Raw genomic sequence first — 26355 nt, forward strand, 5'->3', positions numbered from 1 at the left:
GTTACCTATTTTAGGACTTAGAGCAATTTGCAATATTGAGGGGTGCTTGTCATAGAAAATGAGGTGTATGAGCGGAGGTTTCGTGAAGATCTGGCAAATGAACGAAACCTTCACGAAACCGGGGTTTGCCCCTGATTGGAACAGGAAGTCGGAGTAGGAAAATAGCCCAAGAGAGCTAAGGTGCTCTGCCAAAAAGCAGAGTCGCGTTGCGGCGGTGTAATATACTTTGAAAGAGAAGATGCAGAGAGAGTGCGCCAAGGGCACTCTTTTTCCTCATCGTACATGTATGCCCATATGGAGTAGTCCTTGGGACAAGGCCTGCTTTTCCTGAGCTACGAAGGGGGTGAAGCACATGGCTAAGCTAGATTCTCTTTCTCAACAGAGAGAGAGAGAAGCGCGAAACAGAGAATCCGCCTCTCCGATACTTTTGCCCTCCCTCTCCAGCACGGCTGCAAACTGGAAAGGACTGGTCGTACAGGTCTTCCAGGTGCCAAAAGAGATAGAGAGTCTGATGGTGCCAGCCATATCCGACATTTCCTTGCTCTTGCATGCTGGTGGAGCTCTGCATACGGCATACCGATCCGTAAATAGTCCTTGGCAAGAGGTGCAGATGCATCAAGGAGATCTGAGCCTGAGCCCGAATGGAGGGACAGTACAGGAAGAAATGCGCTGGAAGAGCCTCTCCGGTCTCCCTACTCAGTTCCTGCAACTTCGTTTGAGCAAGGGGCTGCTTGCTGGTGCTGCCCAGGATGTGCTCGACTGTGACCTCTCCTCTCTCTTTCTGCCAGCACGCGTCGGCTTTCAGGATCCCCTACTGACGCAGATCGGGCTCGCGCTGTGGCGCGAATTGGCGCAACCTGCGCCTGCTTCCAACCTCTACGCGCAAGCGGCGGCTCAGATGCTTGCTGTTCACCTCTTGCGCCATTATACCTCCAAAGGATCGGCTGTAAAGGAGCGAAAACAGAACCTGCGAGGGCTCACTGGGCGCCAACTCAAGCAGGTAGTGGATTTCATTCTGGCCCATCTGAGCCAGGATCTCTCTCTGGAGGATCTGGCCTCCCTGATCGGTTTCAGCCCCTCTCACTTTGCCCGTTTGTTCAGGCAGACGACAGGCGAAAGCCCACACCAATTTGTGCTGCACCAACGCATCGAGCGAGCCAGACACTTGCTCCAAGAGACGGATGCCTCTCTCGTTCAGATTGCCGCAGCGTGCGGCTTTGCGAATCAGAGCCACCTGACGGCTGTCTTCAAAGACCATTTCGGCCTGACCCCTCGAGCCTACCGAAGGGATTACTAGGTGTGCGCAGATTTTAATAGAATTCGCAAGAATCTAGGAGATTTCCTGCCTGCTTCCAGCCTATCATAGAAGCATGACTTGCGATAACGTGGAATGCATTGTACTCTTGTGCATTCGTGAAAGAGGAAATGAAAGCAAGCAGTATGAACAACAACATCTTTTCGGCAAATGAGAGGAAACTGTCAGGCAGAGGAACCGATCAGACAGAGAACAGGAGTATGAGTGTGACAGGAGAGCAACCAGGAGAGACGAGCTTTGCGCCTGTGACTGGAACACAGCTCGCGTACGATGTATGCGGAGAGGGATCTCCCCTCATCTTGATCCATGGGGGTCTGCTCGATAGACGGATGTGGGATGAGCACGTGCTGGTGTTTGCCGAATCCTTTCGAGTCGTTCGCTATGATGTACGTGGCTATGGAGAGTCCCAGATGCCCAATATCCTCTACTCGGATGCGCAGGATCTGGCTGAACTGCTCGGCGTTCTCGGCATCCAGAAAGCGGTTGTGCTTGGCCTCTCGATGGGGAGTGCGATTGCCCTGGACTTTACCTTGAACTACCCTCACATGGTGGAGACGTTGCTGCTCGCTGCTCCCACGATCAGTGGGTACAAGATGACAAGCGCAGAAATGAGACAGCGATGGCAAGCGCTGGTTTCGGCGGTGAAAGCCAATGATCGAACGCGTCTCTTTGACCTGTGGGCTAATGACCCCATGATGCCACAAGCTCAGGAGTATCCCGCGGCACATCAGCGGTATCGTGAACTCCTGAGCGAGTACTCTTTTGTTCACCCAAAACGCCGCAGGATGCCCCTGCCCTTTCAGGCATGGGGAGGAATGCGGCGTTCCTTTGTCGGTGGCTTGGGTGGAATACGCCGTAGACATGCTCTCATCTGCTCATGTATTGTTGACAGTCAGATGAAAACTATGGTATAATTTAGCGTATGCAAACGGTAGTAACAGCGAAACTCAAATTAAATACAACGCCCGAGCAATTCAAGGCATTACGTACAACGCAACTGGCGTATCGGGATTCTCTCAACTATGTGAGCCAGTACGCCTTTGCGCATGGCAAGATGAGCAATGCTGTTCGTTTGCAAGATGCCACCTACGAAGAGATCCGCCTCCGTTTTCATCTGCCTTCGCAAATGGCCTGTTCTGTTCCTCGCCAAGTTGGTGCCTCGTATAAAACCCTCTGGACAAAGGTCAAGAACAATGCTGTTCATCGTAAGGAAGGGAAGACCAAGAAACGCTACAAAGGGCTTGATAAGGCTCCCAAGTTCATCTCCCCCACGTTGACCTATCAGTACAAGAAAGACTACACCTTCAAGAAAGAGCAGCAGGTGAGCATCCTGACCCTTGAGGGACGTGTTATCGTGCCCTATACTGGCTACAATAAGCATGTGGCATTGATCCAGCGTGGAGCGGAGATTGGTGCATCGAAACTCTGGTATGACAAGCCCAAGAAACAATTTTACCTCCTTGTCTCTCTTGAAATTGAGACGGCTGATCCTACACCTGAAACACACAAGCAAGTCGTTGGCGTGGATGTGGGGATGCGATACCTTGCCGTCACGGCGACGATGCAAGGGGATTGCACCTTCCATTCAGGCAAACAGATTGTCCCCAAGGCAAACCACTACGCACGACTGAGAAAACGTCTGCAAAAGAAAGGCACTCGTTCAGCGACAAGAAGGCTCGTTGCCATCAGTGGACGAGAGAGACGGTTGAAGCAGAATACCAATCATGTCGTGAGTAAGCGGATTGTCCTACAGCACCCTCAAAGCTTGATTGGACTGGAGCATCTGACAGACATTCGAGAGCGTACCAAACGACGCAAAGGCAAAAATGCAAAACAGCGAAAAGCCAATCGTACCTTCTCCAAATGGTCCTTCGCTGAGTTGCATAGCATGATTGCCTATAAAGCGCTCTTACATCGAAGTATGGCGATCAAGGTCGATGCCAACTATACCTCGCAGGCCTGCCCCAAATGTGGGCACACCTGCAAAGAGAATAGACCCAACAAAGGATTGCTCTTCGTCTGTCAGAATTGTCAGTACACGCTCCATGCCGATCTGGTTGGTGCAAGAAACATTGCGATGCGAACGCTTCTTCTCCGGCAAGACTGGAGAGGAACGGGCCTCTTGTCAGTACGCGCCTTCTGTGTCGGACGATGAAGCCAAAGCCGCACGCCTGAAAAGGTATGCTGAATTGCGGTGGAGTTCAGACACAACTCCAAGCCCTCGGCTTTAGCCGTAGGGTACTGACTGCCTAGTGCATAATTACGAAACCTTTTCGGAAAGAACAAGATGTGGCTCATAGGAACATCCAAAGTAGGCACAGACTCGTGCGGCAAGCTGTTTGGCGGTAAGCAGCCCATCATGTTCGACTACATTGCGTTTGGCATGGACCCATTTGGGCTCAATGGGATTGAGCCAAGGGCTTTTCGTGGGCAGAAACAAAGGCAGAATACGCACGCCCTTGCCCTCGGCTTTGACCAGGCTGTTGTGCTCTCTGATCCAGGTCCGCACCATCTTGCTCACGTGAAAGGAGGCATTATCCCAGATCAGCAGCCAAGAAGTCTTGTTTTGAGCTTGCAGTCGAGTGCAACACCACTCCAGAAATTGGGTGGTGATGGCGCTGACGGGGCGTCCGGTCACGAAGCGCAGCGACATCTGTTTGCGAATCGGATCATCGATCGGTCCCTGTTGCCACAATACTCCATAACAGGCGAGAGCTTTGGGATCAGGATCACCTTTTTGCCACGTCTGTTCCACCAAGCGCACGGGTTGATCTTTCCCTTGCCAGGCGGACAGACGAGGAAGAGCGAACCTGCTCCACCACACCTCGTCCACAAACCCGATGACCCAGCCTGGTTGGGTGCTCGCCCAGGCCATCAGCCGATCGCGTGCGTTTTTTTTTGCTGGTACTGGGGGTCGGGGCTGGTAATCCAATGTTTGGCACGCTTCCAATTGGTCCCTAAGCTTTGGAGCGCTCGGCGCACGCTCGCCACCGACGTTTTGTGGGGGATAACGCCCTGCTCGAAACTGATCTTGGCCGCCAGTTCCAAGGTCCACAGGCCACGGTCGAGTCCAAAGTCGTGGGGACTGCGGTGCAAGAGCGCTTTCAACCGCTCGGCCGCTTCGATGGTGAAGGTCGTTCGGAGTCGATGGGGACGCGAAGACCCCTCTTTGAGCACGGTGAGTCCAGCTATATTGAAGCCTTTGATCGCATTGCGAACGGTCTGGTCGTCGCAGCCCAGATACTTGGCGATAGCGGGGGCGCGCTCCCCACGGGCAGACGCGAGCAATATTTGGCTGCGTCGCAACACGAAGGCATTGGACGAACGCAACCCCGCCTGGATCTGGCTGTGTTCGTCTTTGGTCAGTGGTCGAATAAAAATGGGGGCTTTCATGCCCTCTATGATACCACATTTCCTATGACCTTTCGTCAGAATGCACTAGTAAAAGCGAACCGAGGATAGCACCGCTCGCGATAGTACGAAGGTTAAAGCAAGAATCGACTCTTCAGCTTTGGCAGATGCACGAAGATGAATTGAGAAGACACTTTTGGAAGGAAAGGACATTCAGAAAGTCAATACAGTATCGACATGACATACCAGGTGGATAATCCGCCCAGGCTCACCTTTCCCGACCTCTACATCAAGATAGATTAAACGACCCTCACCCAGCCCTGCTTGCAGCGCACCACTAGGGGGCCGCCTTCATCAATCACGCGGCGCTTATCCTCTAGTGGTTCGAGGCTGTAGGAGTAACAGTTGCGCACTTCGAGCGTCTCCAGTTCGCTATCGGGGGCCTCTATATGGAGGGGAGACTCCCAGTGGCCGACGCCACTAATGAAGTTGTAGACCTCCCGGGCGTCCCACTGGTCAACGGGGATGCCAAGATCCTCATACGCGGGGAAAGAGTGATAGCTGCTAAGCGCCTCGTCCTGCTCGGCGATCTGGGCCTCGTCGCGGTAGAGTTGCCAGGCGGCCTGGGCGAGGAGGGCGCCGCCACGCTCGGCACAGCGCGTCTCTAGCAGCTCATAGCTCATGCCATCGGGAATCTCGATGCGCTCTTGCAGGACGATGGGACCGCTATCCATGCCTCTGTCCATGAGGTGAATGGTGATGCCAGTCTCGTGCTGGTGCTCGCGAAAGGTCCAGAAGAGCGGCTCGGGTCCCCGGTTAGCGGGCAAGAGTGAGGGATGGACATTGAGGCAGCCAAGGCGGGGCAGGTCCAGAATGCGCGCGGGAATCAGGCGAGAGAAGCAGGCGACACAGACCAGGTCGGGTTCATAGTCCGCGAGGATGGCGTGGGTGGTGGGATCGTTTAAGCGGCTCACCTTCCAGAGTGGTAGGTGCTGTTTCGTTGCGATTTGTACAATATTGGTATGTAGCGAAGTATGCGCGAGCGGCAGCATAGTACGCGCTGGCAGCGGATTTTCATAGCGCGTGATGGCGGGTGTGGCTCTCCCAGGGATGGCACCACCGGGTATCACCACCCCGCGGACGTCGATTCCTGCCTCCAGCAGCGCGCTGAGCGCCAGGGCCGAGAACGTCCCTTGCATGCCGAAAAAGAGCACACGCGGCGCCGTTCCCTGCTCAAAGCTATTTGACATAGTTGATTGCATCTTGTAGTATCTCAATATCATTCAGTCTCGTTTGTGCGTAACAGGAGTTTTCATCATGCCACGAATGGTCTATTGTGTCAAACTAAAGCAGGAACTTCCTGGCCTGGACAAAGCGCCCTTCCCAGGCGAGCTTGGGCAGCGTATCTATGATAACATCTCGCAGCAGGCATGGCAGATGTGGCCCAACCGCAGCATGCAGATTATCGCCGACCGGGGCCTGAATATGGCCGACCCCCAGGCCCGCAAAGCCATGCGCCAGGAGATGGAGAAGTTCTTCTTCGGCGAGAGTGAGCAGGCCAAGCCCGCTCAAGCCGGGCAGGCCGGGCCGCACATCGTCTTCTGCGCAAAGCTGCAACGCGAACTTCCCGGCCTGGATAAGCCACCCTTCCCTGGTCCTCTGGGGCAGCGCATTTATGAGAGTATCTCCAAACAGGCCTGGGATATGTGGCCCGCGCAAAGCACGCTCATCATCAACCACTATGGCCTGAACATGGCCGATCCCGAGTCACGCAAGATCCTGCGCGAGCAGATGGAGGACTTCTTCTTTGGCAAGGATGCGCGTATGCCCGAAGGCTGGGCACCTGAAGAGGTCGGCGCGGGTGGCGGTGGTGCTAGCCGTAAGGGTGGTGGTGGCGGCGGCGGCGCGGCACGCAAAAAGTAAGGAAGCGACAGGGAACAATGTCCGCACTATCAAACTGGCGAGAACCAGGGGCGATCCTGCTGCTCTCCTGCTATGAGCAGGGGCATCAGCCCTTCCACCTCGCCTCGCTGAGCGCTATACTGCAACAGGATGGCTTCGCGCCCCACGCCGTGGATACCGCTATCGATACGCTCAGCGACGAGGCCATACAGCAGGCCCGCTTTATCGCCATATCCGTCCCCATGCACACGGCGCTGCGCCTGGGCGAGGCCGTGGCGCGCCGCGTGCGCCAGGTCAATCCAGGGGCATTTATCTGCCTCTACGGCCTCTATGCCCTGCTCAACGCCGACCACCTGCTCCAGGGCACCATCGATGCGGCAATTGGTGGCGAATATGAAGAGCCACTCTTACGCCTTGTGCAGGCCCGTGAGCAGGGGCAAGACACAGCCATTCCCGGTGTACGCACACGAGAGCATGCCAGTGGAGCCTGGATCGCGCGCACGCCTTTCCTGGTGCCACAGCGCCGCCAGCTTCCCGCCCTGGACCGCTATGCGCGCCTGCAATGGGGAGATGACCTACGCATCGTAGGCTATACTGAGAGCACGCGTGGTTGCAAACATACCTGCCTGCACTGCCCCGTCACGCCCGTCTACCAGGGGCGCTTCTTCGCTGTCCCCCAGCAAATTGTCCTGGCGGACATCCGCGCCCAGGTGGAGCAGGGGGCACGCCACATCACCTTTGGCGATCCCGATTTCTGGAACGGTCCCACACACGCCCTGCGTATCGCCCGCGCGCTCCACGCTGAGTTCCCTGAAGTGACCTTTGACGCCACGGTCAAGATTGAGCACCTGCTCAAGCACGCCTCCCTGCTCCCCGAGATGCGCGAACTGGGCTGCGTCTTCATCGTCTCCGCCGTGGAGTCGCTCAACGATACGGCGCTACTGCGGCTCGATAAGGGGCATACAGCTGCCGACGTACGGCGCGCCTTCGCCTTGACGCGGGAAGCCGGTATCGTGCTGCGCCCCTCGCTGCTCCCCTTTTCCCCCTGGGAGACGCTGGAGAGCTATATCGAACTCCTTGACTTTTTCGAGCAGCAGCACGCCATCGAACATCTCGACCCGGTACACCTCTCGATTCGCCTGCTCGTCCCGCCTGGGTCCGCACTCCTGGCACAGGAGAAGAGCCAGAGATGGTTACGCGACCTGGATGCCGAGAACTATACCTATCGCTGGCAACATTCCGATCCACGGATGGACAAGCTGCACGAGCGCGTCTCCGCCATTGTCGCGCAGGGCGAGAATTGCCAGGCCGATGCGAGCGAGACCTTCTTCAAAGTCAAGGCCCAGGCCCTCGCGATGCTGGGACAAGACTTCTCACCGGCACAGGCGCTCAGCGCTTACGGTCCCCGCGACGTCCTCCCCCACCTGACCGAATCCTGGTTCTGCTGAGCAGAGCCCACCAAGGACCAGTTGGCCCTATAATTTTCTTGTGAGTGATTCTCACAACCCTTTTACCTGGGTAGGGAGTGTGGCGGTGGACACTGGCGACCGCTGGTCGCCAGTGTCCACCGCCACACTCCCTACCCAGGTGAGCGCCGCAGGCGCGAGAAGTCATTAAACATAGACAAAGGAGATTTTCATCCGCATGACGCAAACATTGAGTGCAAGCGCGCAACGCGTACAGGATATCCTCAGCGAGCGTGGCTTTGATTGCCAGGTCCAGGAGCTGCCCAGTCCCACACGTACCGCGCAGGAGGCCGCGGACTCTATTGGCACTACCGTAGGACAGATCGTCAAATCCCTTATTTTCCGGGGCAAGGAGAGCGACCAGGCCATCCTTGTCGTCGCCAGCGGCACCAATCGCGTCAATGAGAAGAGCCTCAAGGCCGCTTCCGGCGAGGGTATCGAGAAGCCCAACGCCGATTTTGTGCGCGAACGCACGGGCTTCGCCATTGGGGGCGTTGCGCCTATCGGTCACACCTCTACACTCAAGACCTTTATCGACGCTGACCTCTTCCAGTATCAAGAGATCTGGGCCGCGGCAGGCACGCCCAACGCCGTCTTCCGCCTCACCCCCCAGAACCTGAAAGAGATGACCGGCGGCGAGATTATTGACGTCAAATAGCTATTTACGCATAGAGTGATGATAAAGGACTATCTATCATGCGCTTCACGTCCAGGCTCAAGCCTCCTACTCATTCCATGTATCAGAGTGTATTGTTGGCTCTCAGCCTGGCACAGTGGAGCTGGCGCCCAAATAGATTACTGCTCCTGACGATGTGCCTGGGTATGAGCGCGGCGGTGCTCCTGCTATGCGCAATTCCGCTCCTTGAACAGGTCACAGGCACAGCCAGCCTGCGCCAGGCCCTGCGCGTCTCACCCGAAAATACACGCATTACAATCAGCGCGGAGGCTCAGGCCCTCTCCCCTCAATTACTGGCTTCAATGACATCAGCAAGCACAGCCCCATTTAAAGAGCATCTTGCCCCCTACCTGACACAGGATCAGCCAGCGCAATACCGAGTGTATGGCTTCCCGCTGGTGTCACCAGCGGGACCTGACTCCGAGGATCAACTCGGCTTCATCTCCACCAATATCCAGCAGATGCGGTCGCATGTGCGCCTGCTCAGTGGGCGCTTCCCTTCCAGTCAGCAGCATAGCGAACCTGAAGTTCTCCTGACTCAGGAGTCCGCCGCGCTTTTGCGAGTTTCGCCTGGCGCAACCATAACGACCAGCGTAGGCTACTATACCAGCGTGGAAGATAAAGACACGTCACAATTCGCAGACACATCTTATAAGCGTACGACTCGCCTGACACTACGCGTCGTGGGCCTTATCGCAGCCAACACCAGTGACATTTTCTGGCATGGGACCAGCTTTCTGCCCACGCCTCTCATACCCGATCATACCCGGCCTTTAAGCTTCCCCCTGCTACTCTCAAGTGACGCACTGGGCGCCTGGTGCCAGGAGCAGTTCTCGCAGGCCCAAGCATCTGACACAACGAACTCCCAGCCTTCCTCGCCAGAGGCGTTTGTCTTTGATTCCACCGTCTTCGCTTACTGGGACCTGTTTATTGATCCTTCGCGCCTGTCTATTGATCGCTATGCCAGTTTCCGTGAGGCGTTGAGAAGCACGGACCTGGACTTCTACAATGGAGTTGCATTACATAGCTATATGTTACGCAATCTGCCATCGCCCTACTTACTAAACTTGAGCTATGGTAGTCCCCTGGTGGGCACTGGCCCCTCGGTGCTCAACCAGTTGAGCACCCATATAACGCTTTCTCGCGTCCCAGTTCTCATTATTTCACTTCCTACCATCTTGCTTGACCTCTTCTTCATGAGTGTGCTCATTTCGTTGCTCATTGAACGCCAATCATCGGGCATCGCCCTTCTCCGCAGTCGTGGCGCGAGCGCCCTTCAGATCATATGTGCCTTTTCACTTCAAGGCCTGGTCGTATCGCTCATTGCGTTCATTATTGGGATATTGCTCGCGCCCCTGGTGGTAAGCACGATTACCCGGCCGCTCTTGCCATCACTGGCTCAGGACACCACAATGATCCTCTGGCAACAGCCAATGGTGACGTTGCAAAGTGTCATTCCATATGCATTACTCGCGCTGCTTGCGGGTATGGGGAGTATGCTCTTCACCCTGGCGCAAAGCTTGCGTTTGAACGTGCTCACGCAGCGTTACGAGAGCGCACGCGTAACGCTGCGCCCCTACTGGGAACGCTTCTACCTGGATGCCATCTCCGCGGTTATCGCGCTGGTACTCTATCTCATAGCGAACTATGTCTTTCAACTCCAGGGCTTGCTTTCAGATGACACGATTTACGCCATTGCAACCCCTGTTGCCCTGCTGGCACCGTTCTTTTTTATGCTCAGCATCCTCTTTTGTTTCCTGCGCTTCGCGCCTCGTGGACTCAATCTGTTAGCCCGGCTAGCCCATCGCGGGAGAACCGCTCCACCCATGCTCGCGTTGGCCCAGATGACGCGTTCGCCACGTCGGCCCTTGCAGATCACGTTATTGCTCGCACTCGCGTCTTCGTTCATCATGCTGACGCTTATCTTTAACGATTCACAACAGCAACGACTCACAGAGCTTGCCAGCTATGAAAGCGTCGCCGACTTCAGTGGCTCTTTTGTGGGAAAGGTCAAGCCATCGATCACAAATGCGTATCAAACATACAACGCACTACTAGGAGTCAGCGCGGTCTCGCTTGGTAGCGAGATTGTCAGTTTTCAGGATAAGAGCCACTCCATCCGCATTCGTGCCGTTGATGCCAAAACCTACGCGCGAGCCACCTACTGGAGCACACAAAACTCCGAGCAACCCCTTGAGGCTCTGACGCGTGAACTCGCACGACAACGGCCCACAACCAGCTATCCTCAAGCGGTGTCTGCCCTCGTTGATACGCTGGGCTGGGAGCAGTTGCATCTTTCGCCAGGCAAGACCTTTACGCTGACCTCGTATGATTCTGGTCATGCCTACACCACTACCTATAAAGCACTCGCACGCGTCAATATGATTGAAGGTATGTATGACTCACCTTCCTCTACCGATCAGTCTGCGACGCCAGCGCTCCTGGTGGACTACCAGACACTCGCTGCTTATCACGCGCAGACTGATAAGCAGCCACTCCCCCTCACACGCGCATGGTTGCGAACCAGTGATAATCTTGCTTTCCTGGCTCGCTTGCGTGCGCAATTGAACGGTTCAGATGAAGTAGGATTGGCGAACCTTCAGGATCGGCGCGCGCTCCTTGAGGCGCTCCGCACAGACCCGCTGACCCTGGATCTCTTGCTGCTTCTCGCACTTGGCACGACTATCGCACTCCTGCTAGGGTTATGCGGAAACATACTGATTACCTGGAATAGCATTCACGAGCGGCAACTTGGTTTCGCTGTCTTGCGGGCATTGGGAACAGAGCCGCCCCTGGTGGCACGGATCCTCATCTGGGAGCAGGGCGTTATCCACCTGGTCGCGCTCTTCTTCGGGGTCGTCTTTGGCCTGCTTTTCACCTTTACCCTGATACCCAGGCTCATGATCAGCAGTACGCCAGTAAATAACGCTCTGGGCAACGTCACGAGCCTGGACTTCTACATGCTGCAACGTACCGTTCAAGTCCAGGTTCAAGCACCCACTTCGCTGGCCCTGGCCTTCCTGGCCTTTGCCCTTGTGTGCGTGCTCATTATCTTTCTCGTCACGCGTCACGTACTACACCTGCTCCCCGCGCAAGCGTTGCGCTTAAACAAGGATTAATAAGAAAGTGCGCAAGCCAGAAGAAGTTTTATTCAGGTTTCGTTCATTGGGACAGAAAGCGCCTGCTCAGCCTCCTGTCCCAATGGGCAGGCTCTTACGCCTTCGGATTCGTCACCGGGTTCAGCATGGCACTACAAAAGGCGCCGTCATGCATGATTTGCTGCCACCTGAGAGTGACTGCGAGTTGCGCCTCGCCCTGCGATTTCGCCAGGATAGCATTTAACTCCGAGTTAAACTTGATGCCGATCTGGACCTCCCACTCGCTTGGGCGTGTTTTCTCCGTCATCTTCAATACGGCTTCACTCACATTCGAGGCACAGGCTCCGATCAAGTCCCGGGCACTGGCAAAGGCGTTCTTTACCTGGTGGACACCCCCTTGCGCCACGCCCAATGGGTCTTGGGGAGATGTCCCATCATGCCTCGACAGAAGGGTCTGCGTATCCACCAGGTCCCCCACCTCGATAAAGACCTCGACCTCCTGCCCATTGCACTGCACAGTGTCGCGAATAATAGCCATACGTCCTCCACCCTGCTTCTCACTTGTGCCCGCGCCAGCGCACAGGTCACACTACAACGAAACATCGTTCTCTGCTGCTATTACCACAATTATATGCTTCTCTTCGCGAACAACACAACTGCATTGATGCACATCATTGTCTCCCAGTGCGCACATCTATTTAGGCACATAGACTACCATCAGTTGCTTTGTATCAATCCCAGCTTGCTATTGCACGATTTTGAAATTAAGCAAGCGAGTCCGGTAGGTATTCCAGAGCCGGAAATTAATTGGTAAGAGCATTTCCATACCGCGAGAGGCTGTGATATCTCCTAAGTCGAGGACATGTTTCCATGCAAACTCTTTGCTGAGCAGGTTTATAACCTGGGACTTCGCTTGCGCATCATTGCCACAGATCAGGGTGTTATGCTCTCCATCTGCTAACTGATTCGGATTCACCATAAGCTCTACAACAATCGTATTGAGCGCCTTAACTACCTTTAATTTGGGAAAGGCCCGCTGAAGTTGTTCGCCCAACGAGTCGGTATTCACGACCGAGAGGGAGGGCTCTCACGGGTAGGTATGTGTTGAGAGAGCCTGGGGAGAGGTGGGAGAAGCAAGAAAAAGAGGAATAAAGCAGACGGATCGCTAGAGCCTGCCGATAGAAAAAGAAGAAACCGTTTCGAACTTTGACTTACAAGGGGAAAGCGATGTCTTCTCTTTCTACGATACCACAGTGGCAAGGGGAGGTGCAGAAACACTTGCCGAGCTTGAGCCTGCCCCAGGCGCGGGTGGTGGGGTTGTGGAGCTACGCGATGGTGTTCACCAAGAGCAGTGGGATCACGCAGGTCAGCAATTGGTTAGCCAATGTGTTGCAGTGTCCGCGTGGGCGGCTGCGTCAGCGCTTGCGGGAAGCGGAGTACGAAGCGTCGGCCAAACGGGGAGCCAGGCGACGGGAGGTGAAAGTGGAAGAGTGCTTTGCCGATTTGCTGCGGTGGGTCATCCAGAATTGGCAAGGGAAGCACGAATTGGCGCTGGCGCTGGATGCAACGACACTGGGAGAACGGTTCACGGTGCTCTCGATCAGTGTGGTGTATCGTGGGTGTGCGATCCCGGTGGCCTGGCACTTTCTGCGGGCGAAGGAGGCAGGAAGCTGGCAAGAGCCTCTCGAAGCGCTGTTGCAATCCTTGCAAGGAGCGATCCCTGTGGACTGGAAAGTGCTCGTGATGGCAGATCGCGGATTGTACGCGCCCTGGCTGTACCGGGCCATCCAGCGCCTAGGGTGGCATCCGATGCTGCGGGTCAAAGAGGGAATGAGCCTGCGGGCGGTGGGCGAGGAGACGTTTCGCCCGATTGGGGAGCGCGTCGTCCGCCACGGGCGCAGATGGAGTGGGCGAGGGGTGTGGAGTGAACAGGGGACGCCGAGAGAGGGAACGGTGCTGGTGCGATGGGAGAGGGGATATGATGAGGAGTTGGCGGTGGTGACGGATCTCTCGGGAGAGGAAGCGGAGGGGGCGTGGTACCAGATGCGATTTTGGATCGAAGACGAATTCAAGGATGAGAAACGCGGGGGATGGCGGTGGGAACAGACGAAAATGACCGATCCGGGGCGGGCCAGTCGGCGATGGTTGGCGATGGCGGTGGCGATGCATTGGGTCGTGCTGGTCGGAGGGGAGCAAGAGGTCAGGCAACAAGCAGAGAAGCGTCGGCCAAAGGCGGGAAGCAAGGGGAAAGTGGGTCGTCCGCGCAAGCAGTTCCATCGTCCCCGCGGGCGAGAACTGAGTTGTTTTGTGCGGGGGCAACAGGCTATCAGTGCAGCAGTCATGCGCGGGGAGAATCTGCCTATGGGCACGGGAGTAGGAGAGTCCTGGCCGAGGCAGGTGTATGCGGTGGGCAAGCCCCCCTCCAGTTGGGTGAAAAAGCGCAAGCACAAAGAAGAGCGTCAACGGCAACGCAAAAGCAAACAAAGCGAGCAGAAACGGCAGGAGAAAGTGCAGGCGCAGGCGCACGAGGCCGAATGCCGCGCTCAGCACAAAAACGCCAGAGCGCAACGCACACGAGAACAGGAGGAACAGCGCACACGGCATCGAGAGGAGAAAGCCCAGCGCGTGCGAGAACACGAAGCACACCGAGCGCAACGCACACGGGAAAAAGTGTCGCGCACGCAAGAACAGGAGCACGAGCACGAGAGGAAACGTGAGGCGCGGCGGCAGCGTCACGAGGAACAGGAGCAGATCCGCGCCCAACGCCAGCTGTGGCATGAGGAGTGTGCGCGCACACGGTACCAACGTCAGGTTCGCACCCAGGAGCGTGTCGCCCGCCAGGCCCAGAGCTTTCTTGATCCGGCGCATCCCGAACCGTCTCGGCAAGCAAATCCTCCCTGATCTACCTGATGAGGTGGCTCACCAAGGGTCTTCAATGAAATACCTACCCGTGAAAAGAGAGGGAGGGGGGAAAACCGTGAGAAAAATCCAATGGATTGGCAGTATCAATGAGAGTTTTGCCATTGAGATCATCGATACTCATTGTTTGCAGCACTTCCAGAGAGACATTCCCAGCAGTGGCATTCAGAAGAATTTCGCCATGAGCCGCCGTTTGCGCAAACGTTCCCAGTTGAATCTCTGAGTGCTGTTCTTTCCACTCATGGAAGGGAAGATTACTCCAGACATCCAATTGTGTACGCGCCAGTGTGGTAGTTACATCACGTGTGCCGAGCATGACTTCGTGATTGCATTCGGCGAGTTTCGTTGCCAGTGTACGCCCCACAATTCCTGTTCCAAGTACCCCAAATTTCATCGGATCAGCCTCCATTCTTTAAGTAGCTGACATGCCTGTCCACTATTCAGTTTCATAACAGCCGCAGCTTATAAATGCACGTTCAAGTATTTAAGTAAAAAAAACACGCAAAAAGCTAACGCTCAAGATTGGTTGCGACAGTCTCCAGCAGGCGACGCAAAAGGATACACTCAGCTTCCGTCAATCCCTGCGTGAGTTGCTTCTCCAGATCTTGCCACATCTGCCAGGAGGGTTCACAGAGACTGCGCCCCTGCTCTGTTAAGTAGACCCTCGATATGCGTGCATCATTGCTATCAGCTCTACGCTCAACAAGTCCAGCACGCTCTATACGCTGGACAACCTTGGTGATCGTTGAGAGATCAACATTGTGAATAGTCGCTAGTTCTGATTGAGTTAAACCATCCTCTCTCTGAAGAGAGAGCAGCAACATTTCCTGACCAACATAGAGATTGATGTGTTTTAAACGCATACTCGCTACACGGTTATGAGCCCTGCCAGCGCGGATGAGTTGACCACCAATCAGATGACCAACAAGAGTGAGATCCATAATTTGTATTCTCCTTGTATCCTTCCATTACTTGGATGTCCATATAATATTTCAAATACTTGCACCTGTCAAGTATCTCAAAAAATGTAGCCACTGGAGCGAAGAAAGCAGTGTATGCAAGCCCCATTCTCTTGCACAGGCCCCACCCCTCTCAGCTATAATTTGTATAGGACAAAAAGCGAAAAACGACGCGGGATATGCTCATATGGAGAGAAACAGCCACACCAACTCGATATCTTCCCCACGCTTGCCTTTGCAGATGACGGCCACCATCGGCAGAGAGCAGGAGATTCACGCTGTCAGTAGCCAGTTGCGCATGGAGAACACACGCCTGGTCACGCTGACTGGTCCTGGTGGCGTGGGGAAGACGCGCCTGAGCCTGGAAATTGCTCGCACTCTGCAAGATGCCTTCCCTCGCTCCATCTTCTTCGTCTCGCTCGCGCCTCTCCGCGAGCGCGAGCAGATCCTGCTGGCGATTGCCAGCGCCTTTGGCGTCCATGAGGGAGGCAAGGAGACGCTGACGGAGCGCCTGGAGGCATACCTGAATGAACGCCGCTGCCTCCTGCTTCTCGATAACTTTGAGCATCTCCTTAAGGGCGCGGACCTCGTCGCCGAACTCCTGGCTACAGCCCCTCAACTCAAAATCCTGGTTACCAGCCGCGAACCGCTTCACCTGTATGGGGAGCAGGAAATAGAGGTTCTTCCGCTACCATTACCACGCCAGGCGGAGAACGCATACGTACCACGAGAAGAGAGCGCCGCTTTGCGCCTCTTCGTAGAGCGCGCACAGGCCGTCAAACCCTCCTTCACGCTGACTCAGGAGAACTACGCGACCATTGCAGAGATTTGCCAGCGGCTCGATGGCCTGCCTCTGGCGCTTGAGTTGGCGGCGGCCCGCATCAAAATTCTGAGTCCCCAGGCCCTGCTCACCCGCCTGAGCAGTCGCCTTACGCTACTGGTTGGGGGGCCACGCAACCTGCCACAGCGCCAGCAAACGCTACGTAACGCCCTCAACTGGAGCTATGACCTGCTCACAGAGGCAGAGCGGCGCGCCTTCCGTCGCCTGGGGAGCTTGATTGGGACCTGGGATCTAGGAGCTGCGGCAGCCTGTATGGCTATAAGCAGTGAAAGCGAAGCCCTGGAAATGCTCTCCTCACTGGTGGATAAAAGCCTGGTGCGCTCCCTGGCTTCAGAGCGGGACGAGCCACACTTTATGCTGCTAGAGACCCTCCACGAATACGCCTGCGCCTCCCTCCAGCAGAGCGGAGAGCAGGAGGAGAGCGAGCATGGACACGCCAACTATTACCTGCGGCTGGCGGAGGAGGCCGACGCCAACATGCGCGGGTCAGAGCAGCAACACTGGCTGGCGCGGCTGGATCAAGAGTCGCCCAACCTGCTCCTGGCCCTGCACCGCGTCCTTGTCCGGCAAAATGCACAGCTAGCCCTGCGCCTGGGAAGCGCCCTGAGTGACTATCTGCTCTTGCGCCATACGCAGAGCACACAGCATAACTGGCTGGAAGAGATTCTGGCCCTTGACGCGAGCGCGGAGCTACACTCATACCGGGCACGCATCCTCTATGTTGCGGTTTGTCAGGCCCGCCTGCAAGGCAACACGGCTCGCGCCAGCCAGCGCCTGGAGGAGTGCCTGGAACTTGCCGAGCGGGTTGACGACCTGCGCGTGAGGGCTTTGGCCCTGAGCGAGTTGGGCATGCTCGCCATGCAGCGGGGAGAATATGCCCGGGCGCGCGAGCTCGCCATGCAGGGTATACAGGTGCTCAGCACGACCAGCGATAAATGGGGTAAGTCCGCTCTGCACCGCATCTATGGCAATATCGCCAGCAAGCAGGGCGATGTCGACGCAGCCCAGACCCACTACCTGCTTAGCCTGATGCTGCTGCGCGAGGTGGGAGAGAAACGCGGGCTGGCCGAGGTCTACATCAGCCTGGCCACGATCATGCACCTGCGCGGCAAGCTGCGTAGCGCGCACTACCTCTATCAACGCGGTCTCAACTACTTTGAAGCCCTGGAGGATCGCTGGGGACAGGTGCGCTGCCTCAATGGGACAGGAGCCGCCTATAGTGCTCAAGGAGCCTATGCCGAGGCCAATAAATACCTGGGGCAGGCGCTCACGCTCGCCCAGCAGTTGGGCGACCGCGAGGGGCAGGCAAGCGCCCTGAGCTACCTGGCTATGGCCCGGCTTAACCAGTGGCAGGAAGGAAAGGAACAACTGAGTGAGATTGCAACCACATTGAAAGAGAGTCTGCGTCTCGCCAACGAACTCAAAAACCTGCCCGGCAAAGCCTATACACTGCTGGCCCTGGGCGAGGTTGAACGCCTGTGTGACAACAGCCCGAGCGCCCAGGCATACTACAACCAGTGCCTGGACCTGGCCCAACGTATGAACGATAAGCTCACGCACACACGCATCCTCTGCGCACAAGGAAGGCTGGCTCTTGAACAAGGAGAATATCAGCTCGCCTGCACGCTACTTAAGGAGAGCATTCAGCTTGCGTGGCAGACTGGCAACCATGTCGCGCTCGCGGGCGAGCTAGAGAGCGTGGCCCAGCTCTGCCTGGACTCACGGCAGCCCGAGCTGGCGGTCCAGCTCCTCGCCAGCGCCCACAGCCTGCGCGAGAAGCTCCAGACCCCACTCCCACCCATCCACCAGGCAAGGCACCAGCAGCTCTATACCAACCTGAAAAAGGAGATCAGCGCGGAGACATGGAGCGAGTCCTGGAACGTCGGTTGCGCTCTCCTGCTGGCCCAGGTCGTCGATCTCGTCTCTCACATCACGATTCTCACCCAGGACACCACGAAGACGCAATCCATCACACCTTCCTCCGCCAATGCCTTCCACCTCACGGCCCGCGAGTGCGAGGTCCTACGCCTGCTCGCCCTGGGGCACCCCGACGCGCGCATCGCCCAGGAACTGGTGCTCAGCCGCCGCACCGTCAACACCCACCTGCGCTCCATCTACGCCAAGCTTGGGGTCAGCACCCGCACCGCCGCCGCCCGCGTGGCCTTCGAGCAACAACTGGCATAGCGCGGACACTCAAATGTGCGATACTAAGCAGACGGTAAAAACACATCTTTATTTCAGGGAGGGAAACCTTATGTTTATCTATGATTTAGGCGATGGAGCATCCTTGCAGATTCTTGATATGCGTCCTTAGTCCGAAACTTTATGGCTATAGGCAATAGCTGCGCCCCATCTGAATACAGCATAGAATTGTGCGGGAATTCCCCATTGCGAGCCACCGGAGCATGCAAAGATAGACATGACCATTCAGCAATTTCCAGCAGAGATCTACGTTATATTGCCTACCTCCGTGTGATTTTGCCTCGTAAAATGCTGTGCTCAAGATACGTTATTTGCGTCAGGTGGGCGGGCGCTTTCTGGCCTAAAGTAGTGGTGTACAGAAAAACACTATCTATAAGGAGGCCAGAGAAGATGGCGCAGACGACGAGCAATGCACAGACACAGACAGAGAACACACAGCAGGCAGCAGGCCAGGGCAAAGTTGTACAAGTTCTGGGACCTGTGATCGATATCGAATTTCCCGCCGAGCACCTGCCACAGATCTATAATGAGCTGCGACTAACCAATCCCAGCAATGGCGAGGAGCTTTCGTGCGAGGTGGAGCAACATATTGGCAATAATTGGGTGCGCTGCGTGGCAATGGGACCAACGGAGGGCCTGATGCGTGGCATAGAGGTGCGCAATATGGGGCGGCCCATCACCGTTCCCGTGGGGGAGAAGACTCTGGGGCGCATCTTCAATGTGCTGGGAGAGCCTATCGATAATAAAGAGGCCGTGGTGGACGCGCCCACGCTGCCCATTCATCGGCCCGCGCCCACGCTGGAGGACCAGACGAAGGATAGCGAGATCCTCGAAACCGGCATCAAGGTCATCGACCTGATCTGCCCCTTTATGAAGGGTGGCAAGGTCGGGGCATTCGGCGGCGCAGGCACGGGCAAGACACTGATCATCCAGGAGTTGATTAACAATATCGCCATCAATCACGGTGGCTATAGCGTCTTCGCGGGCGTGGGCGAGCGCACACGTGAGGGCAATGATCTCTATCACGAGATGATCGAGCGCGGTGTGATTGATCGCGTTGCTATGATCTTTGGTCAGATGAACGAGCCTCCTGGTGCACGCCTGCGCGTTGCCCTGACTGGGCTGACCATGGCCGAGTACTTCCGCGACCAGGAGGGGAAAGACGTACTGCTCTTCATCGATAACATCTTCCGCTTCACCCAGGCGGGCGCTGAGGTCTCGGCCCTGCTTGGACGCATGCCCTCAGCAGTTGGCTACCAGCCCAACCTGGCGGAGGAAATGGGCGAGTTGCAGGAGCGCATTACCTCCACGAAAAAGGGGTCGATCACATCCCTTCAGGCCGTCTTCGTTCCCGCAGACGACTATACCGATCCCGCGCCTGCGACGACCTTCGCCCACCTGGATTCGACCGTGGTACTCGACCGGGCCATCGCCGAGCAGGCTCTCTTTCCCGCGGTGGATCCACTGGCCTCGGCTAGCCGCATCCTGGATCCTCAGATCGTGGGTGAGGAGCACTATAACACGGCCCGTGGCGTGCAGCGTACCCTCCAGCGCTATAACGAACTAGAGGACATCATTACCATCCTGGGCATCGATGACCTGGGCGAGGAGGATAAACTCACCATCTCGCGAGCGCGCAAGCTGAAGCAGTTTCTCTCGCAGCCCTTCGCGGTCGCAGAGGTCTTCACCGGGCGTGAGGGGCGCTATGTGTCCCTGCGCGAGACCGTTCGCGGCGTACGCGAAATACTTGAGGGCAAGCATGACGACATTCCCGAGAGCCTCTTCTACATGGCAGGCAACATCGACGAGGTTACCGCGCGTTTTGAGCAGGAAGGAAATAAATGATATGATGTAACCGCATATTGATGCAAAGTTAACCTTGTGAAAGTTAACTTTCAATATCTAGGAAGCGCTTCAGGGAGGATATGTGAGCACAGCAACCGAAATCGAGCAACTCTCTCCCCCACCACTGGCACCAGGATGGCCAGTAGTGGGGAATGCACTGGCCATGCAGCAGGATCTCGTGGCCTTTCTTGTCAAGCAATATCAGCAGTTGGGACCTATTTTTCGTATACGTGCTCTGAACCAGGAATTCGTCATCCTGGCGGGGCCAGAAGCCAACATCTTTGTGACACAAATGGGGGCCGATAAATTTCGGTCGCATGAAGTCTGGGACGGCTTTGGTTGCGAGTTTGGCGCCCAAAATAGCCTGATAGCCATCGATGGTCCGGCACACTCACAGATGCGCAAGCTCATGAAGCCCGCTTACTCGGTTAGCAACTTGCTGGCGGATATTCCGTTACTGGTTGATATCGCTCAGACTGTCGTCAAGCGTTTTCAGGTTGGCGAAGAGATCCCGGCGCTCACGCTCTTCCGCTTAATTGTCACTGAACAACTGGGCCGAGCCCTGGCCGACCATGCACCTGGCACCAATCTTCAGAGCATTATTACCACGATCCGGTTCGGACTCAATGTGCATATATCAAAGCAAACGCCCTCCTTTATGCTGAAGCTGCCATCCTATAAACGCGCGAAAAAGGACTACCTCGCAATGGGGCAGGAGATCGTGGACAAACATCGGACGACTGTGCGCGACAGAAAGGACCTGGTAGACAATATCCTGGAGGCGAGCCAGAAGCCTGAATTCCAGGATATGCTGGGCAGCGAGGAGCAAATTGTCTTTGCTTCGCTGGGTCCATTCGTGGCCGGACTCGACACTGCCGCCAACGAATGTACCTTTCTGTTGTATGAGCTACTCAAGCATCCCCAGGTGCTCGAACAATGTGTAGAGGTAGCCGATCAGCTCTTCTCCGAAGGTCTGCCAACGCAGGAGCAAATTCGCGCGCACAATGTGCTACACGATGCGATGATGGAAACGCTTCGGCTGCACTCAATTGCCCCGGTTGTGACGCGAACGGCGGCCAAGGATTTTACCTTTGCTGGCCATTCGGTCAAAGAGGGGCAAAATGTCATGCTTGCCACGACCGTCAGCCATTTCCTGCCAAAATTCTATCCCGATCCCTATACATTCGATATTGGACGCTATAGCGAAGAGCGCAAGGAACATAAGCAACGAGGGGCCTATAACCCCTTTGGCATCGGTACACATATCTGCCTGGGAGCCGGGGCCGCGGAGGCCCAGATCGTGTTGGTGATGGCCACACTCCTGCACCTGGCCCGCCTGGAACAGGTTTCTCCTCAGAGCAAGTTGCGTGTGAAGAATGATCCCACGCCGACCTTTGGCACCGCCTTCCGCGTGCGCTTCAGCGAACATCGGCATTGAGCACTCCCTGCGCTAAATGGTGAATACACGTAAATTCCTAACGATCACACTTCACGAAGGGGGTGCATAATGCGCCTCCTTCGTTTTAGCTCAGGCACATGAGGCCGCTTTCTCAATCTCACCCGATAAAAATTCTTCCCCACTACGTTTCCTATTTGGCATATCTAATATCACCTCCGCGCAACAAGCAGGACCGGTTGTATCCTACGGTATTCAAAAAATGTATTGATTATGTTCTCAAGCGCGCAGTCCCTCTTTTAACGTCGGCATACATAGAGCTATCAATGGCATATGGCGGGCAGGAACCTGCCTGCTGTAAAAAGGAGTTTCCATCCTATGTCATGGCAATCTCAACCGCAATTTTCGGCGCAGCCAGGAGCTACATTTCCGTCCCCTGTAGGGCAACCAGTACCTTCGTCTACCATTCCACCAGCCGTGTTTCAGGCTGCAGAAGCCGCCAGGCTGGGCGCGCCCACCCGGGAATATAATCGGGGCGCCAAAGCTTCGGCTGGAAGATCCGCGATCGCTATTCCTTTGATCCTGGGCCTGGGCGGTGGTGGCATTGGGCTGCTGGTGGGCATCTTTGTTCCTTTGCTTGTCACCCCTTTCCCCTTTAACCTGATTGCACCTGCGGTCATTCTGGTCTGCATCCTGCCTTTCTTGCCGATGTTAATCAAGCTGGTAAGAGGCGTTCTTGGCGGAGGTAGCGCGAGCGAGTTTCGCGCCTGGGGCTGTCCCGAGGGGCTGGTATATCTGGAGGGGAAACAGTTCTTCGCAGTTCGCTGGCGTGATATCAGCGCTGTCTGGCGCAAAGTTGGTTTCGTCAATGGACTTCCCTCAACCCTGGGCTATATTGTCCAACCAGCCAACGCGGCCCCCTTTAAATTTAGCCTGCTCACAGGCCCCTATGCCGGTCTGCTAGACATGGTGGGAAATAGCAGTGGAAGCATGAGCATCTCTTCGGGGGCGGGTGTTATCTCTTCGCAAGGTGGCTTTATCCAGGTGGAGGGTATGGCTGATCTTTCGGCCTACGCCGGTCTGGGCGAGTTGATTGAAGAACAGATCCTCAATCTCTACCTTCCCCAGATCCTTGAGACCTTCCAACAGGGACAGCCAATCGCCTTTGGCACATTCCTGGTCTCATCCCAGGGTTTAAGCGATGGCAACAAAAACCTGGCATGGGAGGAGATTGCCGATATTCAAGTCTCGGCGTTCGCCATTCGCATCACCAAAAGGCCTGCGGACCTGCTCTGGTACAACCTCTCTGTTCCCTCGCTACCCAATGCCGCACTCCTGATCGGTCTCCTGAATACTATTCGCGCACGTTACAGAGGACGTGGCGAGAAAGCCCCGGTCATTGATGACTCTGTTGGAAAATTCCATTAGGTTGTCCAGACAGGATGGCGATTATTGGATAGAGAAAACAGAAGATGCAAAATGGGCACAAAATCGACCAGAGCATCTGGAAAACGGCTGCAAAAATGTCCGCTCCAGAGCATAAATACAGCTCATGTTTGTTTCTCTTATTGGGCAACTTGTCCGGACAAAATTTCCCAACAGAGTCATTGATGCCGGGGATGAATCGCCACCCCCGCGTGAGCGTGAGGACCGGAAAAAGCATGCCTTCTAGAACTTGCGTTCTTCACGCCGCTCTGGTACAATAGATGTGTGAGGATCGATCGCACCTATGAGATTGAAGGAGGAGCGGGCGTGCAAAAGACATGCCAGGGACAACGGAAGAAGAAGAAACAGCAGGAGAAACGGCCTGCCACGCCCACCTTCCTACTGGAACTGCCCCTGGTCGTCGATGCAGGGCAAGCCTCCCGCTTGCGTGCCCACCTGGAAGCCGCTCGCCAGCTCTACAATGCCATCCTCTCCGAAGGACAGAGGCGTCTGCGGCGCATGCGGTCTGATCCCGCCTGGCACGTGGCTCGTACCATTCCTCGCACTCAGAAAGCCGAACGAGCCGCCGCCTTCTCCGCCTTGCGCAAGACCTATGGCTTCACCGAGGCGGCGTTGCATGAAGCCGTCAAAGGCTTGCGCGTCGGCTGGATTGCCGAGCATATCGAGGCCGTGCTGGCACAAACGCTGGCCACCCGTGCCTATCGCGCCCTCAACCGCGTCTGCCTGGGCAAAGCCAGGCGGGTGCGTTTCAAAAGCCGAGGACGCGGCTTCTCCAGCATTGAGAACAAGCGCAACGACACCAGCCTGCGCTTTGTCCTGCAACCACCCGAGGAGGGAAAGGCAGGGTATCTGCTCTGGAACGGAGACCAGCTGCCCGCCCTCATCGATTGGAAGGATGAAGTCCTGACCCATGGGCTCAGGCACCGCATCAAGTATGCTCGCCTCATCCAGCGTCCTGCCAGTAGTTCCAGGGCGGAGGGAGCCGATGCCGAGGGCTATCGCTATTTCGTGCAGCTGGCCCTGGAGGGCAAGCCTCACCACAAACCCAAACACACCATCGGCAAGGGGATCATTGGAGGCGATGTGGGACCCTCGACCCTGGCGCTCGTTCCCCAGGAGGGAGAGGCAAGCCTGGAGGTGTTCTGTGCAGAACTGGCTCCCGAGGCCCGTGCCATTTGTCGCTTGCAGCGGCAGATGGACCGGCAGCGGCGGGCAGCCAACCCTAAGCACTACGACGAGAAGGGGCGCATCAAGAAGCAGGGCAACAAGAAGCTGCGCTGGAAACAGAGCAAGCGCTACCAGGTCACCCGACGGCGCAAGGCGACCAAAGAGCGCAAACTGGCAGCGCACCGCAAGAGCCTGCATGGGCGCAAGGTGCATCAGGTGGTGAAGCTGGGCACCACCATCATCCTCGAAAAGATTTCCTACAAGGCCTGGCAAAAGCAATTTGGCAAGAGCGTGGGACTGCGAGCACCAGGGATGTTTGTCGAACTCCTGAGACGCACCGTTGCAAGCACGGGCGGCACCCTCCTCGAAGTTCCCACACGTACAACGGCGCTGAGCCAATGGTGTCATGGGTGCGGCAAGCGGGTCAAAAAGCCGCTTTCGCAGCGTTGGCATCAGTGCGAGTGTGGCGTGGGTCCCGTCCAACGCGACCTGTACTCGGCGTATCTTGCTGCCTACCTTGATCCAGCAGACCCCATTCCCTCGTGTGCCCGATACCAGGGGTATTGGGAAGGTGCGGAAGCGTGCCTCATGGCAGCACACGAGCGTGCAATCCAACGCGCGAAAGAGGGGCAGACCTTGCCCCGAAGCTTTGGTATTCCCAGAGCCAGAGCGCGTCTGCCGAAAAGTTCAGGGGAACCACCACGCTTCCAGCTCTTCTCCTTTGGGGAGAAGAGCTGGAAGCGTGGGTCGAACCCCTGGAACCCCCGCTGCTTTAGCACGGGGAGCTCTCAGAGACAGGGGTAATCAAGCTTCATCGAGGAGGCCAGGGTGTGATATAATCCCGACAAAAGGCGCTTGCTCTACTCAAGCAAGCGCCTGCCAGGAATCACGCTATGCACTATCTACGCTCGACGCTTCCACCGCTGCGCGACCCGGTATGGTTGCTCTTCATCCCGCCACTGCTTGGCCGCGCCTGGCTGCTCTACCGGCTCCACGCCGTCAGCTCGCCGATATCGGTAACGATCACACTCCTGCTCATGCTGCTCCTCGCGGTACTGGGATGGTGCGGTGCGGCTCTCCTTGCCAGGCATGCATATCTCTCCGAGCGACCTCGCGAACGCTTCCTGGTAATGACCACACTGGGAACCCTGGCGGCCCCGCTTCCCCTGATACTGATGGAGAGCGCTGGCTGGAACTGGAATTTCGCATGGATCACGCTGCTCCTTCCCAATACCTCCATGCCCTTACCATTTACCCTTGCACATACCTGGGTCCTGGTCGTTCCAACCCTGGCATTACTGCTCATCCTTTGGAGTTGGCTTGCACGCGTCTTCAATCCCACACATCCGCTCTTCTCCTACCCACGCAAGCTCGCAACACTTCCCCTGGCCTGGAGCAGTGCCACACTCCTGCTCGCACTCATCCTACGCTTAGCACACGCCCCCTCTGTGCTCACCCACGGCGCACTCGCCCTGGCTACGCTGGCCCTGCCCATCTTCCCCGCCGCGCTCTTCATCCTCCCCTACATACTAATCGAATGGGATGAGAAACGAGGCCAGGCCTTCACCCCTCGTATACGCGTCACACTCCATGTCGTGATGCTCACCGTCATTGCCCTATACTTCCTCAGTCAGCTCTATATTTATGTATCAGAGACCTTTAGCGGAGGCATGCCATCATGAGGTCTTCATCGTGTCCAATACTCAAGCGCTCTTCAGAAGCACGACTTTCCCCTCCCCACCTGCATAGGTGGGGAGGAAATTAGATAATGC

The 26355-nt window shown here is 56.3% G+C and carries 20 protein-coding genes and 2 pseudogenes; 15 read left to right on the forward strand and 7 right to left on the reverse strand.

What is annotated here, in order from left to right:
- Nucleotides 1-610: 610 nt before the first annotated feature.
- The 3 genes from KRAC_RS55185 (at nt 611) to KRAC_RS55195 (ending at nt 3470) form a co-directional block, all read left to right on the forward strand.
- The gene (locus KRAC_RS55185; protein WP_169461076.1) at nt 611-1297 is read left to right on the forward strand and encodes a helix-turn-helix domain-containing protein; all 687 of its coding nucleotides are present in this window, start codon (nt 611-613) and stop codon (nt 1295-1297) included.
- A gap of 224 nt (nt 1298-1521) precedes the next feature.
- Nucleotides 1522-2229: an alpha/beta fold hydrolase gene (locus tag KRAC_RS64510; RefSeq protein ID WP_007922062.1), complete on the forward strand. Its 708-nt coding sequence runs from the start codon at nt 1522-1524 to the stop codon at nt 2227-2229.
- Between the two features lie 8 nt (nt 2230-2237).
- On the forward strand, nt 2238-3470 hold the full coding sequence (locus KRAC_RS55195; protein WP_007922063.1) for an RNA-guided endonuclease InsQ/TnpB family protein: 1233 nt from the start codon (nt 2238-2240) through the stop codon (nt 3468-3470).
- A gap of 105 nt (nt 3471-3575) precedes the next feature.
- Here the strand turns inward: KRAC_RS55195 and KRAC_RS55200 are convergent, their stop codons facing one another.
- Nucleotides 3576-4247 carry a transposase gene (locus tag KRAC_RS55200; protein WP_244422055.1) on the reverse strand — a complete coding sequence of 224 codons (672 nt, stop codon included), beginning with the start codon at nt 4245-4247 and terminating at the stop codon, nt 3576-3578.
- Complete coding sequence (locus KRAC_RS55205; protein WP_007908282.1) at nt 4190-4708, reverse strand: helix-turn-helix domain-containing protein; 519 nt, start codon at nt 4706-4708, stop codon at nt 4190-4192. Before KRAC_RS55205 ends, KRAC_RS55200 begins: the two co-directional genes overlap by 58 nt.
- Before the next feature lie 41 nt (nt 4709-4749).
- Here KRAC_RS55205 and KRAC_RS80580 point away from each other — a divergent pair.
- Nucleotides 4750-4881, forward strand: a pseudogene (locus KRAC_RS80580) (IS200/IS605 family transposase); the annotation flags it as partial.
- A gap of 84 nt (nt 4882-4965) precedes the next feature.
- On the opposite strand, the gene KRAC_RS64515 reads toward KRAC_RS80580, so the two are convergent.
- On the reverse strand, nt 4966-5916 hold the full coding sequence (locus tag KRAC_RS64515) for a methionyl-tRNA formyltransferase (RefSeq protein WP_052569389.1): 951 nt from the start codon (nt 5914-5916) through the stop codon (nt 4966-4968).
- A 67-nt stretch (nt 5917-5983) separates the two neighbouring features.
- Here KRAC_RS64515 and KRAC_RS55220 point away from each other — a divergent pair, with 67 nt between their 5' ends.
- From KRAC_RS55220 to KRAC_RS55235, 4 genes are all read left to right on the forward strand, one after another.
- Nucleotides 5984-6589, forward strand: coding sequence for an oxidative damage protection protein (locus KRAC_RS55220; RefSeq protein ID WP_007922065.1), 606 nt, complete (start codon nt 5984-5986; stop codon nt 6587-6589).
- 17 nt (nt 6590-6606) lie between these two features.
- Nucleotides 6607-8016, forward strand: a complete 1410-nt coding sequence (locus KRAC_RS55225) for a CUAEP/CCAEP-tail radical SAM (seleno)protein (protein ID WP_007922067.1) — start codon at nt 6607-6609, stop codon at nt 8014-8016.
- 196 nt (nt 8017-8212) lie between these two features.
- Nucleotides 8213-8692, forward strand: a complete 480-nt coding sequence (locus tag KRAC_RS55230) for a YbaK/EbsC family protein (protein WP_007922070.1) — start codon at nt 8213-8215, stop codon at nt 8690-8692.
- Nucleotides 8693-8730: 38 nt separating this feature from the next.
- Entirely contained in the window at nt 8731-11829 is a 3099-nt protein-coding gene (locus tag KRAC_RS55235; protein ID WP_007922072.1) for an FtsX-like permease family protein, read from the forward strand.
- Between the two features lie 94 nt (nt 11830-11923).
- Here the strand turns inward: KRAC_RS55235 and KRAC_RS55240 are convergent, their stop codons facing one another.
- Together KRAC_RS55240 and KRAC_RS55245 are read right to left on the reverse strand one after the other, a co-directional pair.
- Nucleotides 11924-12346 carry a CU044_2847 family protein gene (locus tag KRAC_RS55240; RefSeq protein WP_007922074.1) on the reverse strand — a complete coding sequence of 141 codons (423 nt, stop codon included), beginning with the start codon at nt 12344-12346 and terminating at the stop codon, nt 11924-11926.
- A 207-nt stretch (nt 12347-12553) separates the two neighbouring features.
- Nucleotides 12554-12877, reverse strand: coding sequence for an NAD(P)-binding domain-containing protein (locus tag KRAC_RS55245; protein WP_169461077.1), 324 nt, complete (start codon nt 12875-12877; stop codon nt 12554-12556).
- Nucleotides 12878-13035: 158 nt separating this feature from the next.
- Between KRAC_RS55245 and KRAC_RS55250 the strand changes: the two genes are divergently transcribed.
- On the forward strand, nt 13036-14709 hold the full coding sequence (locus KRAC_RS55250) for a transposase (RefSeq protein ID WP_007922078.1): 1674 nt from the start codon (nt 13036-13038) through the stop codon (nt 14707-14709).
- A 43-nt stretch (nt 14710-14752) separates the two neighbouring features.
- Here the strand turns inward: KRAC_RS55250 and KRAC_RS55255 are convergent, their stop codons facing one another.
- Both KRAC_RS55255 and KRAC_RS55260 read right to left on the reverse strand, forming a co-directional pair.
- Nucleotides 14753-15121 carry an NAD(P)-binding domain-containing protein gene (locus tag KRAC_RS55255; protein WP_052569391.1) on the reverse strand — a complete coding sequence of 123 codons (369 nt, stop codon included), beginning with the start codon at nt 15119-15121 and terminating at the stop codon, nt 14753-14755.
- A gap of 115 nt (nt 15122-15236) precedes the next feature.
- Entirely contained in the window at nt 15237-15668 is a 432-nt protein-coding gene (locus KRAC_RS55260) for a MarR family winged helix-turn-helix transcriptional regulator (protein ID WP_007922079.1), read from the reverse strand.
- 205 nt (nt 15669-15873) lie between these two features.
- On the opposite strand from KRAC_RS55260, the gene KRAC_RS64520 reads away from it, so the two are divergent.
- The 6 genes and pseudogenes from KRAC_RS64520 to KRAC_RS55290 all read left to right on the forward strand — a co-directional run bounded on the left by KRAC_RS64520 (nt 15874) and on the right by KRAC_RS55290 (nt 26265).
- A complete protein-coding gene (locus tag KRAC_RS64520) occupies nt 15874-18711 on the forward strand; it encodes a tetratricopeptide repeat protein (RefSeq protein ID WP_052569392.1) in 2838 nt (945 codons plus the stop codon).
- 408 nt (nt 18712-19119) lie between these two features.
- Entirely contained in the window at nt 19120-20574 is a 1455-nt protein-coding gene (atpD, locus tag KRAC_RS55270) for a F0F1 ATP synthase subunit beta (protein ID WP_007922082.1), read from the forward strand.
- Nucleotides 20575-20656: 82 nt separating this feature from the next.
- Nucleotides 20657-22012 carry a cytochrome P450 gene (locus KRAC_RS55275; protein WP_052569393.1) on the forward strand — a complete coding sequence of 452 codons (1356 nt, stop codon included), beginning with the start codon at nt 20657-20659 and terminating at the stop codon, nt 22010-22012.
- A gap of 336 nt (nt 22013-22348) precedes the next feature.
- Nucleotides 22349-23398 carry a DUF6585 family protein gene (locus KRAC_RS55280; RefSeq protein WP_007922085.1) on the forward strand — a complete coding sequence of 350 codons (1050 nt, stop codon included), beginning with the start codon at nt 22349-22351 and terminating at the stop codon, nt 23396-23398.
- A gap of 324 nt (nt 23399-23722) precedes the next feature.
- A pseudogene (locus KRAC_RS55285) lies at nt 23723-25359 on the forward strand (nuclease/transposase family protein).
- Nucleotides 25360-25476: 117 nt separating this feature from the next.
- Entirely contained in the window at nt 25477-26265 is a 789-nt protein-coding gene (locus tag KRAC_RS55290; protein ID WP_007922087.1) for a hypothetical protein, read from the forward strand.
- Nucleotides 26266-26355: the final 90 nt, after the last annotated feature.

This window comes from Ktedonobacter racemifer DSM 44963 (assembly GCF_000178855.1).
Taxonomy (GTDB): Bacteria; Chloroflexota; Ktedonobacteria; order Ktedonobacterales; family Ktedonobacteraceae; genus Ktedonobacter; species Ktedonobacter racemifer.